This is a genomic window from Achromobacter agilis, assembly GCF_900496965.1.
Lineage (GTDB): Bacteria > Pseudomonadota > Gammaproteobacteria > Burkholderiales > Burkholderiaceae_B > Achromobacter > Achromobacter agilis.
Genome location: NZ_UFQB01000005.1, coordinates 1 through 15,444, shown reverse-complemented (window position 1 = coordinate 15,444; position 15,444 = coordinate 1). Strand labels below are relative to the sequence as shown.

Here is a 15,444-nt window from a genome sequence, read left to right as displayed (position 1 = left end):
TACGTGCCCGTCAAGGGGCTTTCTTGACGTTCCAGAATGCAAAGACCGGCGCATGCACCAGGCCCGAGAGCTTGGCCGAATACACCGTGGGCACGGACATCTGGCCCAGCGGCACGTACAGGCCTTCGTCGATGCCGATGCGCTGCACTTCTTCGGCGATTTTCTTCTGTTCCGCGGGGTCGGAGGTCAGCGCCATCTTCGTGCGCAATTCCTCGATCTGCGGGAAGTCGGGCCAGCCGAACCAGGCGTTGTCGCCGTTGGCGGCAGCGGGCGCGGAGCGGACCGGATCCATCACGTCCGTGGCGTACCAGTTGGTGTTGTGGACGTTCCAGCCGCCTTCCGCGGGCGCGGCCTTCGAGGCGCGGCGGGTGGCCACGCTCTGCCAGTCCATCGCCGCCAGGTTGACGTTGAAGCCGGCCTTGCGCAGCGCCTGGGCCATCACGACCGGCTGGGCCGACAAGGTGCCCACGTCGGTCGCATGCATGACCAGGATGGGGGTGTTGTCGTAACCCGCTTCCTTCAGAAGGGCCTTCGCCTTCTCGATGTTGGACGGCACGATCATATCCTTGCCGATGTCGCTTTCCAGCGGCGTGCCGCAGCCCCACAGCGACGCGCAGGTCTTCCAGTACTTGGGATTGCCGACCAGCGCCTTCATCACGTCTTCCTGGCCGATCGCGTACATCGCGGCCTGGCGGATCTTCTTGTTGTTGAAGGGCGGGTACTTGAAGTTGAAGCGGTACATCGTGAAGTAGCCGACCGGGCTGAGCGACTCTTCCTTCAGGTCTTTATTGCCTTCGATCATGGGCAGCAGGTCGTACGGGAACTGCTCGACGAAGTCGATTTCGCCGCCCAGCAGCGCGTTGGCGGTGGTCAGGGCGTCGGGCATGACGTCCCATTCGACCTTGTCGACGTTGACGACCTTGCCGCCGGCCAGGCCGCTGGCGGGTTCCTTGCGCGGCACGTAGTCGGCGTTCTTGGCGTACACCGTCTTCACGCCCGGTTTGAATTCGATGACCTTGAACGGACCCGAGCCCGTCATGTCGGTGATGGGTTGGCCGATGGCCAGGTCGGCGATGCGCTTGGGCATCATGAAGGGCGCGGTGCCGGTGGGCTTGGACAAGGCGCGCAGCGCCAGGTCGGTGGGCTCCTTCATGACGATGCGGAAATTCTTGTCGTCGATGACTTCGATCTTGTCGGTGAACTTCATCAGCGTGCGGCCCATGCCGTCGCCGGCGGCCCAGCGCTTGATCGAGGCCACGCAGTCTTCCGAGGTGACCGGTTTGCCGTCATGCCATTTCTGGCCGTCGCGCAACGTCATGGTGTAGGTCTTGCCGTCGGGCGAGACTTCCCATTTTTCCAGCATCTGCGGCTGGATCTTGTTGTCGGCGTCGGTGGCCAGCAGGGTGTCGTAGATCATGTAGCCGTGCCACGTCGTGATGTACGCAGTGGTGGCATGCGGATCGGTCAGGCGCAAAGGCGAGTGCATCACCGTTTTTATGACGGTCTCGGCGTAGGCGCCGTGAGCCATCATGAGGGTCGCGCCCGCCAAGGCGGCGGCTCGGACGAACTTCAGCATGAATCTTCCCCTTGATGCGTAATGAGCGGCGCAATGCGTCGCTGCGTCGTTAACCCGCCGCGCGAGGCGGCGTGCGAGGTTCAGGCAGTAGCCGACCGGCCGGTAAAGACCGGTCCGCAAGGCGCCATTCTGATGCCCGGACGCAACCGTGTCCATGGTTGTTTTGCCGCATCCATCAGCATGGAACCAGGGGCCGCGCACACCAGGATCGTCTGCGCGATCGGGGAGAAGTCCGCGCGGAAGTGCGCGGAACTCTTGACCACCAGGATGGCCGCGCGCCGCGGCTCCACGCCCGCGAAACGGAACATTTCCTGGTCCGCCATCTGCACCTTGTTGGAGGCGACGATGATGCGTACGCCGCCGATGCGCAGGCAGGCGCTGGGGCCCAGGTCCATGTGGAATCCGCGGTAGAACGCGCCGTGCGTATCGAAACGCCCATCTGAAGTTTTCTCGACAATGAATTCGGTGTCCAGCGGTTCATCGTCGGGAATACCCGAATGTCCACCCAGTGCAATCCGGACCTTCTTGCCAACGCCCGCGCGATGGGCGGCCAGAGCGGCCTCCGGATCCACAATCAGACCAATAGACGCATCGCGCGCATCGTGGCGGATCAGCGCGCGCAACACGCCGGTGGTGTCGGAACTGCCGCCCGCTCCCGGGTTGTCCTGCGCGTCCGCGATAACCACGGGTTTGCTGGCGTCTCGCGCAAGCCGCATGGCTTCTTCAACCGCTTCGTCCGGCGTATAGAGTTTGCCGCCGAAGTCGCGTTCCACATCCAATACGGCGCGCGTCATTTCGTCGGCCGCGGCGTCGGCATCGGCCTGGCTGGCGCCGTAGGCCCACACCGTCGGCGCGCATTCGGGGAAGTCGGCCGCGGGGAACCCCGTGGCAAAAGACAGGCTGGTGGCGCCGCGCGCTTCGATTTCACCTACCAGCGCGTACAGGCTGCGCGAGGGCTCAATGTCAGTGGACTGCCAGCACAGCGAAATTAGGTAGGGCAGCGAGCGTAGCGCTACGTGGGGGCGGGGCATCCCCGCCAGCCGTTGCGACAGCAATTCGGCGGCGCGCTGGCCGGTCTCGGCCATGTCGATATGAGGATAGGTGCGATAGCAGACCAGCGCGTCGGCATAGCGCACCATGGCGCGAGTAACATTGGCATGCAGGTCCAGGCTGGCCACGATGGGCACGTCCGGGCCCACCAGCTCGCGCACGCGGCGCAGCAGCTCGCCTTCGCCGTCGTCCAGATGCTCGGTCACCATCGCGCCGTGCAAATCCAGATAGACACCGTCCAGCGGAGCGGCCAGGGACAGGCCCTGCAGAATCATGGCGCTGATGCGTTCGAATGCGTCGCGCGTAACGTGGCCCGAGGGGCTGGCCGCGGCCCAGGTGGTCGGCAGCAGCGTATGCCGGCCCATCGCCTCAATGAATCCCGCTACCGGGATGTTGGCGCCCGCCACCGCCTGGAACATCGCGGGTCCGCTGACCAGCCTGGGCCAGCCCCCGCCTTTCTCGGCGAAATCCTCCCAAGCGGCGCGCGACGGCGCGAACGTATTGGTCTCATGCTGAAACCCGCCTATTCCGATGCGCATCAGATTTTCCCAGTCGTCCCAATGTAAAAAGGCGCGGGTATCACCCCGCGCCCATCGCACTACTACAAGCAGATCGCCCCAAACCGGCAAAACCTCCCCCAAGCCGGGTCGCGCGGATCCGGCTCCGCCGGTCCGCAGCGACGCCCCCTGGGGGGAGGCGCGCAGCGCTTCGGGGGGGGCCTCATTTAGCCACAGGCATCGTGAATTCGGCGCCCTTGGCGATGCTGTCCGGCCAGCGCTGCATCACGCTCTTGTAGCGCGAATAGAAGCGGATGCCTTCTTCGCCGTAGGCGTGGTGGTCGCCGAACAGCGAACGCTTCCAGCCGCCGAAGGAGTGCCAGGCCATGGGCACGGGGATCGGCACGTTGATGCCGACCATGCCCACCTTGATCTGGCGGGCGAAGGCACGCGCCACGCCGCCGTCGGACGTGAAGCAGGCCACGCCGTTGCCGAATTCGTGGGCGTTGATCAGATCCACCGCGGTGGCGAAATCCGGCACGCGCACGATGCACAGCACCGGCCCGAAGATTTCTTCGCGGTAGATGTTCATGGACGGCTTCACGTTGTCGAACAACGTGCCGCCCAGGAAGAAGCCGCGTTCGTTGCCGGCCACGCTCAGGCCGCGGCCGTCCACCACCAGATCGGCGCCGGCGGCGATGCCGTCCTCGATGTAACCCATGACCTTGGTGCGATGCTGCGCGGTCACCAGCGGGCCCATTTCGGCGTCCGATTGCATGCCGTCCTTCACGATCAGCGACTTCACGCGCGGCGTCAGGCGTTCGATCAGCTGGTCGGCCACGTCGCCCACCGCCACGGCGACCGAGATGGCCATGCAGCGCTCGCCGGCAGAGCCGTAGGCCGCGCCCATCAGCGCGTCGGTGACCTGGTCCAGGTCGGCGTCGGGCATGACGACGAGGTGGTTCTTGGCACCGCCCAGCGCTTGCACGCGCTTGCCGCGGCGGGTGCCTTCCGCGTAGATGTATTCGGCGATGGGCGTGGAGCCGACGAACGACAGGGCTTCCACGTCCTGGTGCGCAATGAGCGCGTCCACGGCCTGCTTATCGCCGTGCACGACGTTGAAGACCCCGGGGGGAAGGCCTGCCTCGGTCAGCAGTTCGGCCAGGCGCAGCGATGCCGACGGGTCGCGTTCGGAGGGTTTGAGCACGAAGGTGTTGCCGCAGGCGATTGCCACGGGGAACATCCAGCACGGCACCATCATGGGGAAGTTGAACGGCGTGATGCCGGCCACGACGCCCAGGGCCTGGCGCATGCTCCAGTTGTCGATGCCGCCGCCGATCTGGTCGGTGTATTGGCCCTTGAGCAACTGGGGGATGCCGCAGGCGAATTCGACGATCTCGATGCCGCGCGTGACTTCGCCCTTGGCGTCGGAGAAGACCTTGCCGTGTTCGCGGGTGATCAGCTCGGCCAGTTCGTCCTGGTGCTTGTCGAGCAGCGCCTTGAAGTTGAACAGGATGCGGGCGCGCTTGAGCGCGGGGGTTTCGGACCAGGCAGGAAAGGCGGCCTTGGCGGCGGCCACGGCAAGCGCCACATCGTCATTGGACGCCAGCGGGATCGACGCGGTGACTTCGCCGGTGGCGGGGTTGAAGCCATCGGCGTAGCGGCTGCTGCTACCGTCGTAACGCTGGCCGTTGATGAAATGCGGGATCGTCTTCATGCCACTTCCTTCAGGACCTTGCCGATCTGTTCGAAGATCTGCCCGATCTGGGCTTCGTCGATGATCAGCGGGGGCGAGACGGCGATGATGTCGCCGGTGTAGCGCACCATCAGGCCGCTGTCGAAGCACTTCTGGAAGACCTCGGCGGCGCGGGCGCCGGGCGCGCCGGCGCGCGGCGCCAGTTCGATGCCGCTGACCAGGCCCAGGTTGCGCACGTCGATCACGTGCGGGGCGCCCTTCAGGGAGTGGGCGGCGTCCTGGAAGGCGCCAGACAGCTTGCGGGCGCGGCCGAACAGGTCTTCGCGGCGGTAGATGTCCAGCGTGGCCAGGATGGCGGCGGCCGCGAGCGGGTGCGCCGAATAGGTGTAGCCGTGGAAGAACTCGATGCCGCCGGCCGGGCCGTTGACGATGGCGTCATGCACCTCGCGCTTGACGGCGACCGCGCCGGCCGGCACGGCGGCGTTGCTGACGCCCTTGGCCATGGCGATGATGTCCGGCGTCACGCCGAAGAATTCGGAGGCCGTGGCGGCGCCCAGGCGGCCGTAGGCGGTGATGACTTCGTCGAAAATCAGCAGGATGCCGTGCTTGGAGGTGATTTCGCGCAGCTTTTCCAGGTAGCCCTTGGGCGGGATCAGCACGCCGGTGGAGCCCGCCATGGGCTCGACGATCACCGCGGCAATGGTGGACGCGTCGTGCAGGGCGATGATGCGCTCGAGCTCGTCGGCCAGGTGGGCGCCCCAGGCGGGCTGGCCCTTGGAATAGGCGTTCTGCTCGATATTGTGCGTGTGCGGCAGGTGGTCCACGGCGGGCAGCAGCGCGCCGGAGAAGGTCTTGCGGTTGGTCGAGATGCCGCCGACCGAGATGCCGCCGAAGCCCACGCCGTGGTAGCCGCGCTCGCGGCCGATCAGGCGGGTGCGCTGGCCTTCGCCGCGGGCGCGGTGATAGGCCAGGGCGATTTTCAGGGACGTATCGACGGACTCGGAGCCCGAATTCGTGAAGAAGACGCGGTCCAGCCCCTGGGGCATCATGCCCGCGACGGCCGTGGCGGCTTCGAAGGCCAGCGGGTGGCCCAGCTGGAAGCCGGGGGCGTAATCCAGGGTGCCCGCCTGATTGGCGATCGCGGCGACGATTTCCTCGCGGCCGTGGCCGGCGTTGACGCACCACAGGCCGGCGGTGCCGTCCAGGACCTGGCGCCCGTCGGTCGAGGTGTAGTACATGCCTTTGGCCGTGGCCAGCATGCGCGGCTGGGCCTTGAACTGCTTGTTGGCAGTGAAAGGCATCCAGAGGTGGGACAGATCGGGCAAGGCGGCGGGGGCGTTCATGGCGGCTCCAGGGTAGGGCAGGCGCCGGGCCGGCGCGACAATCGCGCAGCCAGCGGCATGCAAACGATTCTGGTGCGTCCGGAGGGGAATGCAAATATACGATCCGCGCAAATGCCGCTAACTGTATAGTTGCAGGCAACACAACTGTACAGATATGTCCGTGATCGATTTCCAGCCCAACCGTGCCCGCGGCCACGCGCCGACCCTGGTCGAACAGCTGGTTGCCGCCATCCTGCAGGCCATCGAGGCGCAGACGCTCCGCCCGGGCATGTCCCTGCCGTCGGTGCGCGAGTTCGCGCGCCAGTACGGCGTCAGCACCTTCACCGTGGCCAGCGCCTACAGCCGGCTCGTGTCGCTGGGATGGCTGGCGGCGCGGCCGGGCGCGGGCTACCGGGTCGCCACGCCGGACGCGCCCGCGCGTCCCCGCCAGCCGCTGTCCTGGGAGCCGCCGCGCCTGAATGCCGGGTGGCTGCTGTCGGACATCTTCGCGGACCACTCCATCCCCATCAAATCGGGCTGTGGCTGGCTGCCGGGCGAATGGCTGAACGAGGAAGGGCTGCACATGGCCCTGCGCCACATGGGGCGGGTGCCGGCCATGCGCATCGCGAATTACGGTCATCCCTACGGCTATGCGCCGCTGCGCGAAACCATCGCGGCCAGCCTCAGCGCGCAGGGCATGGAGGTCGAGGCGTCGCAGGTCCTGCTGACCCAGGGCGTGACGCACGGGTTGGACATGGTGATCCGCACGCTGCTGCGGCCGGGCGATACCGTGGTGGTGGAGCAGCCGGCCTACGCCAATCTGCTGCAGATGCTGCGGCTGGCGGGCTTGCGCGCCGTGGCCGTGCCGCGCACGCTGGAGGGGCTGGATTGCGACGCGCTGGACGTCGCCGTGGCCCGGCACCGGCCCCGCGCCCTGTTCGTCAATACTGCCCTGCAGAATCCGTCGGGCGCCAGCATCGGCATGGCCAATGCCTTCCGCATCCTGCAGGCGGCGGAACGCCACGGCCTGTGGGTGATCGAGGACGACATCTCCCGCGAGCTGGCGCCCGGGGTCACCCCGATGCTGGCCGCCCTGGACGGCACCCGGCGGGTGGTTTACCTGGGCGGCTATTCCAAAGTCATCAGCCCGTCGGTGCGGGTGGGCTACGTGGTGGCGCACCGGGATCTCACCCGCGACATCGCGCGCACCAAGATGGCGGTGGGCCTGACGTCGCCGGAGATCATGGAGCGCATCGTGCACCAGGTCATCCGGGAAGGGCGCTACCGCGCCCACATCGCGCGCACCCGCGAGCGGCTGGCGGCGGCCCATGCCGGCGTGGCCCAGCAGATGGCGCAGCACGGTTTCGAGATCTACGGACGGCCGCAGGGCGGCCTGTTCCTGTGGGCCAAGGTGGGCGGGCAGTGGCGCGAGCGCGGCGCCAACGGCTTGGCGGAACTGGCGCTCAAGGACGGCATTTGGCTGGCGCCCGGCTCCTACTTCGAGGCGGACGAGGCCGATACGCCGTGGGTGCGGTTCAATGTGGCCTATTCGGAAGCGCCCGCGCTATGGCGCTTCATGCGCAACGCGGGCGCGGCCTGAGGCTCAGGCGCGTTCGTACGTAACGAAGTCGTAGGCGTAGCCGTTTTCGGCCGGCTGCGACGCGCGCGCCACCTCTTTCCACAGGAAGGCGGGCAGCAGCGGGAAGAAGGCGTCGCCTTCGGCCTGCGCATGGACTTCGGTGGCCAGCACGCGCTGCGCCAGCGGCAGGGCCTGCGCGTAGATCTGCGCGCCGCCGATCACGAAGGCTTCCTCGACGCTGCCGCAAGCGTCGATGGCGGCCTGCAGCGTGGGAACCAGGGTGGCGCCTTCGGCGTGGAAGTCCGGATTGCGGCTGATCACGATGTTGCTGCGGCCGGGCAAGGGCCGGCCCAGAGAGTCCCAGGTCTTGCGGCCCATGATGATGGGGCGGCCCAGCGTGCTGCGCTTGAAGTGCGCCAGGTCGCCCGGGAGCTTCCAGGGCAGGGCATTGTCGCGGCCGATGGCGCGGTTGGTGGAATAGGCAACGATCAGGGTGAGGCTGGCGGACATGCGGATAGGCTGCGTTGAGGGTTCGGTTGGACGCGCCTAGCGTAGCAAATTAGCGCGGCGGCGGGGCCGCGCGGGCGGTTCAGTCCGCGGCGTGTTCCAGGAATTCGGTGGCGGGCATGGGCTTGCCCAGCAGGAAGCCTTGCAGGGAGTCGCAGCCCAGGCCGGTCAGGAACTTCTGCTGCGCCGCCGTTTCCACACCTTCGGCCACGATGCGCAGGTTGAGTTGCTGCGCCAGCGCGACGATGGCCGACACGATGGCGGCGTCTTCGTTGTCGTTTTCCAGCTGGTTCACGAAGCCCCGGTCGATCTTCAGTTCGGTGGCGGGCAGGCGCTTCAGGTAAAGCAGGCTGGAATAGCCGGTGCCGAAGTCGTCGATGGAAATCGTCACGCCCAGGGTCGACAGGCGCTTGAGCACGGCCAGGCTGGCCTCGGCGTCGCGCATCGCGGTGGATTCGGTTACCTCCAGCGTCAGGCAGGCCGGCGGCACGTCGTGCCGCAGCAGGGCGGAGCGCACCGTTTCCACCAGGCTGGCATGGGCGAACTGCAGCGACGAAATATTCACGGCGACAGTCCAGTGGCCCTGGCCGGCGTCTATCCATTCCCGCATCTGGCGGCAGGCTTCGTTGATGACCCATTCCCCGATGGGCAGGATCAGTCCGGTTTTTTCCGCGGTGGGAATGAACTGGTCCGGGCCGACGAGGCCGCGCGTGGGATGGTTCCAGCGCAGCAGGGCCTCGGCGCCGACGATGGGGCCCGAGGGCGCTTCGTATTTGGGCTGGTAGTGCAGGATGAACTGGTTGCGCTCCTGGGCCAGGCGCAGATCGTGCAGCAATTCGATCTGCTCGTGCGCATCCGCGTTCATGGACGGCTCGAAGAAGCTGTAGCCGGTGCCGCCCAGGCGCTTGGCGTGGTACATCGCGGCGTCGGCATTGGTGAGCAGGGCATGGGTGTCTTCGCCGTCGTTCGGGTAGATGGCGATGCCGACACTGGAGGTCACCAGCACTTCGTGCCCGTAGACCGTGACCGGACGGGCGATGGCGTCGATCAGGCGGTCGGCCACGTTGGCGGCGTCGGTGGGCTCGACCACTTCGCTGAGCACGATGAATTCATCGCCGCCCAGGCGCGCCACGGTGTCCTGGGTGCGCAGCGTCTGGCGGATGCGTTGCGCCAGGTCGATCAGCAGGGCGTCGCCCGTGTGGTGCCCGTAGGCATCGTTGACCGCCTTGAATCCGTCCAGGTCGAAAAACAGGACCGCGAAATAGCCCTTGCGCCGGCTGGCGCTTTCGATGGCCTGCTCCAGCCGGTCTTCCAGCAGGATGCGGTTGGGCAGCTTGGTCAGCGTGTCGTGCAGCGCCAGCTGTACCAGTTCTTCGTTGGCCTCGGCCAGCGAAGAGGCGAGGGCCGAGGTACGTGCCTCCAGCCGGTTGTCCAGCACCGCGACCAGCAGGGCGATCGCGAGCACGCTCAGCGTCACCGCGGTGACGGCGATGGCCAGCCAGCCGGCCGAGATGCCGCCGTCCGCCGCCATGCAGATGCTGCCCTCCGGGAAGCCGGCGGCTTCCATGCCGGTGTAGTGCATGCCCACGATGGCGAGGCCCATGACGACAGCGGCAAGCGGGCGCGACAAGGCCACCCGGGGCCCGTCCTGGCGCAGCCGGTAGGTGATCCAGAGCGCCGCGCCGGAGGCCGCCGCGGCGATGAGAATGGACAGCGCGAACCATGCCGCGTCGTACACGATGCCGGGCGCCATGCGCATTGCGGCCATGCCGATGTAGTGCATCGACGCGATGCCGATGCCCATCAAGAGAGCGCCGGCCGCGAGCCGCCGGCGCGGCAGTTCGTCCTTGCTCACGGTCCACAGCGCGTATGCGGAGCAGCCGATCGCGATGGCCAGCGACAGCAGGGTCAGGGGCAGGTCGTAGCCCATGGGAATGGGAAGGCTGAACGCCAGCATGCCGATGAAATGCATGGCCCAGATGCCGATGCCCATGGCGAAGGCGCCGCCTGCCAGCCAATAGCGCGCGGCGGGCAGCCCGGTCGCGGCCCTGACGCGGTTGGCCATGCCCAACGCTGTATATGACGCCAGGATGGCGACCCCTAGGGATACGAGGACGAGCGAAGGGTTATAAGTTCCAACGAGCATTTATAGGGTCCTGTCCTTAGCGCATACAGCCGCCGCGCGGGCTTCAACTCAAATCAATTGGTATTCAACGGTTGCAATTCGAACGCAGGGCAAGTCCTGCTGCCGAGTTTGGCGATTTACGTACTCTCTGGTCGGGAAGGGGAGGCGGCTGGGCGACGCCGGCGGTCGGCGCTGCCAGGCGGAGTGCCCGGTTCGCGGCGAGCGACGGGCAGGGCGCGGCATGGGCCGGTCGGAGCCAACAGCGCGCGGCATGCTGGACGCGCGCCCGTGGCTAAGGGATGGGTTATACCGAAATCGCGCTTCCAGATGCTCACCAATCTTCACTTGCGGCCAGGCGGGAGCGCAACGGGGGCTGCCCCGGGCTGATGCCCGAGGCCAGCGCCGCCGCATCCATTCCGAAGGCCGCGGAACCGCGGCCCGACGAGATCCTAGACGGCCATGGCCGCGGTCAGCGGCGCGTGGTGCCGGTAGCCGGACAGCGAGAAGTCGCTGGGTTCCACCTTTTCCAGCCATTCGGGCTCGTAGCGCCCGGTGACCGCGAAGTCGGGGATGCGGTCCGACAGCACCAGCCGGGGCGCCTCGTACGGCTCGCGCGTCAGTTGCTCGCGCAGCATCGGCAGATGGTTTTCATAGATGTGGGCGTCGCCGATGAAGTAGGAGAACCAGCGCGGCGTGTAGCCCGTCAGCCGGCCGACCAGGTGCAGCAGGGCTGCGCCTTCGGTCAGGTTGAACGGCGTGCCCAGGCCGACATCGTTGGAGCGGATGTACAGGCACAGGGAGATTTCGCGGGTCGTCGCGTTCGGCAGGAATTGGTACAGCAGATGGCAGGGCGGCAGCGCCATTTCCTCGATCTGCGCCCAGTTCCAGCCGTGGAACAGGATGCGGCGGTCGCCGGGACGCTCGTGAATGGTGTCCAGGCATTGCCGCAGCTGGTCCACCGCCTTGTACAGCAGCACCTTCGGCCGGCCGCCTTCTTCCAGGTCGGCCACCTTGGCGTATCCGCGCGAGAGGGCATCGGCGACCTGGTCGCCGCGGCCGGCGTCCAGCATCTTGTAGGCCGGCCATTGGCGCCATTGCACGCCGTACACCGGGCCCAGGTCGTCGGCGCCTTCGCGGTACGGGTTGGCCAGCCACTGGCTGTTCTCGTTGGCGTTCTGGTCCCAGACCTTGCAGCCCAGGTCGCGGAATTCCGCGGCGCTGCGGGATGCGCGCAGGAATCCGACCATTTCGCCGACGGCGGACTTGAACGCCAGCTTCTTGGTGGTCACCGCGGGAAACCCTTTCTGCAGGTCGAAGCGCAGCGATGCGCCCGGCATGCTCAGGGTGCGTATTCCGGTGCGGTTTTCCTGCCACGCGCCGGTGTCCAGGATGGTTTGAACGAGGTCCAGGTATTGTTTCATGGTGGTTCAGGCTGCTGCGGGGGGTTCCTGCGTGTCGACGATATCGACCGAAAACGTCAGCGCGGCCGTCTTTTCCAGCATGGCCGAGGCGGAGCAGTATTTCTCGTGCGAGAGCTGCACCGCGCGTTCGACCGCGGCGCGCGGCAGGTCGCGGCCGGTGACGGTGAAGGCGAAATGGATGCGCGTGAAGACCTTGGGGTCGCTGTCGGCGCGCTCGGCCTGCAGCTTGACGCTGCAGCCGTTGATCGCGTGGTGGCCGCGCTTGAGGATCAGCACCACGTCGTACGCGGTGCAGCCGCCGGTGCCGGCCAGCAGCATTTCCATCGGACGGGGGGCCAGGTTGTGGCCGCCGCCGTCAACGGCGCCGTCCATCACGGCCACGTGGCCGCTGCCGGTGCTGGCGGTAAAGAGCATGCCGTTCGGGCCGCCCCAGTCGATCGTGCATTCCATTTTGTCGTGTCCTTGAGCTTGAGCGCAGTCAATGGTTGATGATACCTGTTGCGTACAATTCCAGGCATGAGAACCCCGCCCCGCATCAGGGGTGTGGGCGCCTGCCTTGCCGAGGAGTCGTTTATGTCCACCGCCCTGTCTAGATCCGGCCCTGTTTCTTTCCTGCGTCGCGCCAATCCGCTGGACGCCTTGCTGGCCGAAGCGGACCGCGCGCTGCGGGTGCTGAGCGGCAGCGCCACCGCCGGGCGGCCCTATCCGGCCACGGCCGACGAAGCGCCGCAGACCCTGTCGGCGCAGGAGAAGCGCCACGCGGCCGGGCTGATGCGCGTGAACCATGTCGGAGAGATTTGCGCGCAGGCGCTCTACCGCGGCCAGGCTTCCGTGTGCCGCGAGCCCGCGCCCCGGGCGCTGCTGCTGAACGCCGCGGCCGAAGAGGTCGATCACCTGGTCTGGTGCAACCAGCGCCTGGCCGAGCTCGGCAGCCGCGCCAGCCTCCTGAATCCCGTCTGGTACGCCGGATCGTTTGCGCTCGGCGTGCTGGCCAGCTATGCAGGCGTGCCCCGCAACCTGGGTTTCATGGCCGAAACCGAAAAGCAGGTGGAGGCCCACCTCGAGAGCCATCTGCGCACCTTGCCGGTGCAGGATGAGCGCTCCCGCCAGATCGTCGAAAAGATGAAGGAAGATGAAGCCCAGCACCGCGCCAGCGCGGAGCAGGCGGGGGGCGTGCCCCTGTCGCTGCCCGTGAGGACGGCCATGAAGGCCATGTCGAAGGTGATGACGACCACGGCTTACTGGATCTGAGGCCGCCGGCGTCGAAATGTTGCAATGCGCAAAAAAGCTGCAGAACGGTGCTTGATGCACTGCTTTGGTGCAAAAGAAAGAGCGGGATTACCCGATACGATCTAGGGTTAGTCCGAAACGGGTTTACCCATTCGGCAAAAACCCTTTTTTTGGACAGGCCAATGATTGGCGCGGGTTTCCAGGGGGAGGGGGCAGGCGCTGCGGCAAAAACGCAACGAAAAAAAACGCCTGGAGCACCGATCAAAAAAAATCTTGCATCGCACAAAAAACCTCTGTACTATTCACTCATCGGATGTTGAAACGCAGTCGGCGCGGTGCAAAACCCCGAAAGCGTAGCGAGCGGAAGGCCAGCTCCCAGCATGCCAAGGTTGTCTCCTCCACCCTCCTCCTTTGGTGGATTTAGCCCGAGATCTCACGATCTCGGGCTTTTTTTTGTCTGAGTAAGATGCGTCCCTATTTAATTGAGGAGATGGCCGGCCCGCCAGGGCCGGGCGCCGTTTTCGCCCTGGGCCGACCTTCGCGTTTTCCCTTGGATATTTCGAGTGCGCCAGGGCGGAAAGTTCTACAATCGCTCTATGAAACCTGTATATCCGCGCGTCTGCGGTTCAGCCGCTGCGGTCCGTCCCGGCCGGCGGCCGGGTTGCGGACGACCAGCCTGGCGCGGGGCGTTACGTTCTGTGCCGTGGAATTGCACTTCCTTATTCCTCCCATATATGGGCGTTACACCTGCCCCCGATAATGGCGGGCCTGTCTCGATAGACCAACCAGAGGTGATTCTGTGACCTGGCTGTACATTTGCGTGGTCGCATTCATGGTGGGGGGACTCATCGTGGCGTCGGAGCGCTGGCATGGCGCTTTTACTGGCGACAGCGACCTCAATAAGCCTCAAGCCAACCATTCCCGGGCAACGCCTCGGGTCGGGGGCCTGGCTGTGCTTGCCGGCACGCTCGCCGGCCTGCTGGTGCTCGGCCCCAGCAACATGACGCTGACCTGGCTGTGGCCCGCGCTGTTCGTCGCGGCGCTGCCCGTTTTCGTGGCCGGCCTGCTTGAGGACATTACCAAGGATATCGGCGCCAGCAAGCGCCTGCTGGCCGCATTCCTGTCGGCCGCGATCGCCTGGTGGCTGCTGGGCGGCGTCAGCCGTGTCGGCATGGCCCCGGTGGATTACGTGCTGTCCTTCTGGCCGGTGTCGCTGCTGTTCACCATGTTCGCGGTGGGCGGCTGTACGCATGCGCTAAACATCGTGGACGGCATGAACGGCCTGGCCGGCATGGTCGCCACCTTGATGGCGGTCTCGATCAGCCTGGTGGCGCTGCAAGTGGGCGACGTGCCGATCTTCCTGGTGGCTGCGGCGCTGGCATCGGCCACGCTGGGTTTCCTGGTCTGGAATTTCCCGTTCGGGCGCGTGTTCCTGGGCGATGGCGGCGCGTACTTCCTGGGCTTCATGCTGGCTGAACTGGCCGTGCTGCTGGTGGTGCGCAATCCGTCGGTGTCGCCGTTCTACGCCCTGGCCGTGCTGTTCTACCCGGTATTCGAAACCGGCTTTTCGATTTGGCGCCGCCGCTTCAAGCGCGGCGTGCCCGTCGACCAGCCGGACGCGCTGCACCTGCATCAGCTGGTGTTCCGCCGCCTGGTGCGCGTCACGTTCAGCCGCGGCCGCCGCCATGCCGTGCCGGCGCTGTGCAATGCGCTGGCGTCGCCTTACATGTGGGTGCTGGCCCTGATCGGCCTGGTGCCGGCCACCATCTGGTGGGACAACGCCTGGGCGCTGAGCGCCAGCCTGGTGGTGTTCGCCAGCGTGTATATCTGGCTCTATGCGCGCCTTGTGTCCTGGCGCCGCCCTGGCTGGCTGCTGCTGCCCTCCGTCTTGCGGACCACCGATTAGTGTTGAGCGCCCCAGCGACCGCCGCCGGGGGCTCGGTTATCCATCACCCGATCAAATTTAAAATGCCGTAATCGTTCTACGGTGAAGGGAGAGTTATGTTGCGAATCCAGGATGTGAAACTCGCCGTCGTCGGCCTGGGCTATGTCGGTCTGCCGCTTGCAGTCGAGTTCGGCAAGAAGCGTCCGGTTATCGGTTTCGATATCAATACGCGCCGCATCGAGGCCCTGAAGTCCGGCCACGACCATACGCTGGAAGTCAGCGACGCCGAGCTGGCCGAAGCCGCCGAACTGACGTACACCGCAGACCGCGCAGAACTGGGCAAGGCCAACGTGTTCATCGTGACCGTGCCGACCCCCATCGACGAATACAAGCAGCCCGACCTGACGCCGCTGGTCAAGGCCAGCGAAACGATCGGCGCCGTGCTCAAGCGCGGCGACATCGTCATCTATGAGTCCACAGTCTATCCGGGCGCCACCGAAGAAGACTGCGTGCCGGTGCTGGAGCGCGTGTCGGGCCTGAAGTTCAACGTGGACTT

11 protein-coding genes and 1 pseudogene are annotated in these 15,444 nt (G+C 66.2%); 4 read left to right on the top strand and 8 right to left on the bottom strand.

What is annotated here, in order from left to right; translation table 11 throughout:
• Positions 1-10: 10 nt before the first annotated feature.
• From AGI3411_RS07595 to aptA, 4 genes are all read right to left on the bottom strand, one after another.
• The gene (locus tag AGI3411_RS07595; RefSeq protein WP_129526779.1) at positions 11-1,576 is read right to left on the bottom strand and encodes an ABC transporter substrate-binding protein; all 1,566 of its coding nucleotides are present in this window, start codon (positions 1,574-1,576) and stop codon (positions 11-13) included.
• 80 nt (positions 1,577-1,656) lie between these two features.
• Positions 1,657-3,165, bottom strand: coding sequence for a M81 family metallopeptidase (locus AGI3411_RS07590; RefSeq protein ID WP_129526778.1), 1,509 nt, complete (start codon positions 3,163-3,165; stop codon positions 1,657-1,659).
• A 181-nt stretch (positions 3,166-3,346) separates the two neighbouring features.
• Positions 3,347-4,840, bottom strand: coding sequence for a CoA-acylating methylmalonate-semialdehyde dehydrogenase (locus AGI3411_RS07585; protein WP_129526777.1), 1,494 nt, complete (start codon positions 4,838-4,840; stop codon positions 3,347-3,349).
• Positions 4,837-6,162, bottom strand: coding sequence for an omega-aminotransferase AptA (aptA, locus tag AGI3411_RS07580; RefSeq protein WP_165359102.1), 1,326 nt, complete (start codon positions 6,160-6,162; stop codon positions 4,837-4,839). Before aptA ends, AGI3411_RS07585 begins: the two co-directional genes overlap by 4 nt.
• Before the next feature lie 160 nt (positions 6,163-6,322).
• On the opposite strand from aptA, the gene AGI3411_RS07575 reads away from it, so the two are divergent.
• Positions 6,323-7,741 (top strand): aminotransferase-like domain-containing protein, encoded by a 1,419-nt coding sequence (locus AGI3411_RS07575; protein WP_129526776.1) that lies wholly within the window; start codon positions 6,323-6,325, stop codon positions 7,739-7,741.
• A 3-nt stretch (positions 7,742-7,744) separates the two neighbouring features.
• On the opposite strand, the gene AGI3411_RS07570 is transcribed toward AGI3411_RS07575, so the two are convergent.
• From AGI3411_RS07570 to AGI3411_RS07555, 4 genes are all read right to left on the bottom strand, one after another.
• On the bottom strand, positions 7,745-8,230 hold the full coding sequence (locus AGI3411_RS07570) for a dihydrofolate reductase (protein ID WP_129526775.1): 486 nt from the start codon (positions 8,228-8,230) through the stop codon (positions 7,745-7,747).
• 79 nt (positions 8,231-8,309) lie between these two features.
• Positions 8,310-10,373 carry a putative bifunctional diguanylate cyclase/phosphodiesterase gene (locus tag AGI3411_RS07565; protein ID WP_129526774.1) on the bottom strand — a complete coding sequence of 688 codons (2,064 nt, stop codon included), beginning with the start codon at positions 10,371-10,373 and terminating at the stop codon, positions 8,310-8,312.
• Between the two features lie 428 nt (positions 10,374-10,801).
• On the bottom strand, positions 10,802-11,773 hold the full coding sequence (locus AGI3411_RS07560; protein ID WP_129526773.1) for a thymidylate synthase: 972 nt from the start codon (positions 11,771-11,773) through the stop codon (positions 10,802-10,804).
• A 6-nt stretch (positions 11,774-11,779) separates the two neighbouring features.
• Positions 11,780-12,223, bottom strand: coding sequence for an OsmC family protein (locus AGI3411_RS07555; RefSeq protein ID WP_129526772.1), 444 nt, complete (start codon positions 12,221-12,223; stop codon positions 11,780-11,782).
• Positions 12,224-12,346: 123 nt separating this feature from the next.
• On the opposite strand from AGI3411_RS07555, the gene coq7 reads away from it, so the two are divergent.
• The 3 genes and pseudogenes from coq7 to AGI3411_RS07540 all read left to right on the top strand — a co-directional run.
• On the top strand, positions 12,347-13,024 hold the full coding sequence (gene coq7, locus AGI3411_RS07550; RefSeq protein ID WP_129526771.1) for a 2-polyprenyl-3-methyl-6-methoxy-1,4-benzoquinone monooxygenase: 678 nt from the start codon (positions 12,347-12,349) through the stop codon (positions 13,022-13,024).
• Positions 13,025-13,802: 778 nt separating this feature from the next.
• Positions 13,803-14,909: an MraY family glycosyltransferase gene (locus AGI3411_RS07545; protein WP_056325286.1), complete on the top strand. Its 1,107-nt coding sequence runs from the start codon at positions 13,803-13,805 to the stop codon at positions 14,907-14,909.
• Between the two features lie 95 nt (positions 14,910-15,004).
• Positions 15,005-15,444: pseudogene (locus AGI3411_RS07540) on the top strand (Vi polysaccharide biosynthesis UDP-N-acetylglucosamine C-6 dehydrogenase TviB); the annotation flags it as partial.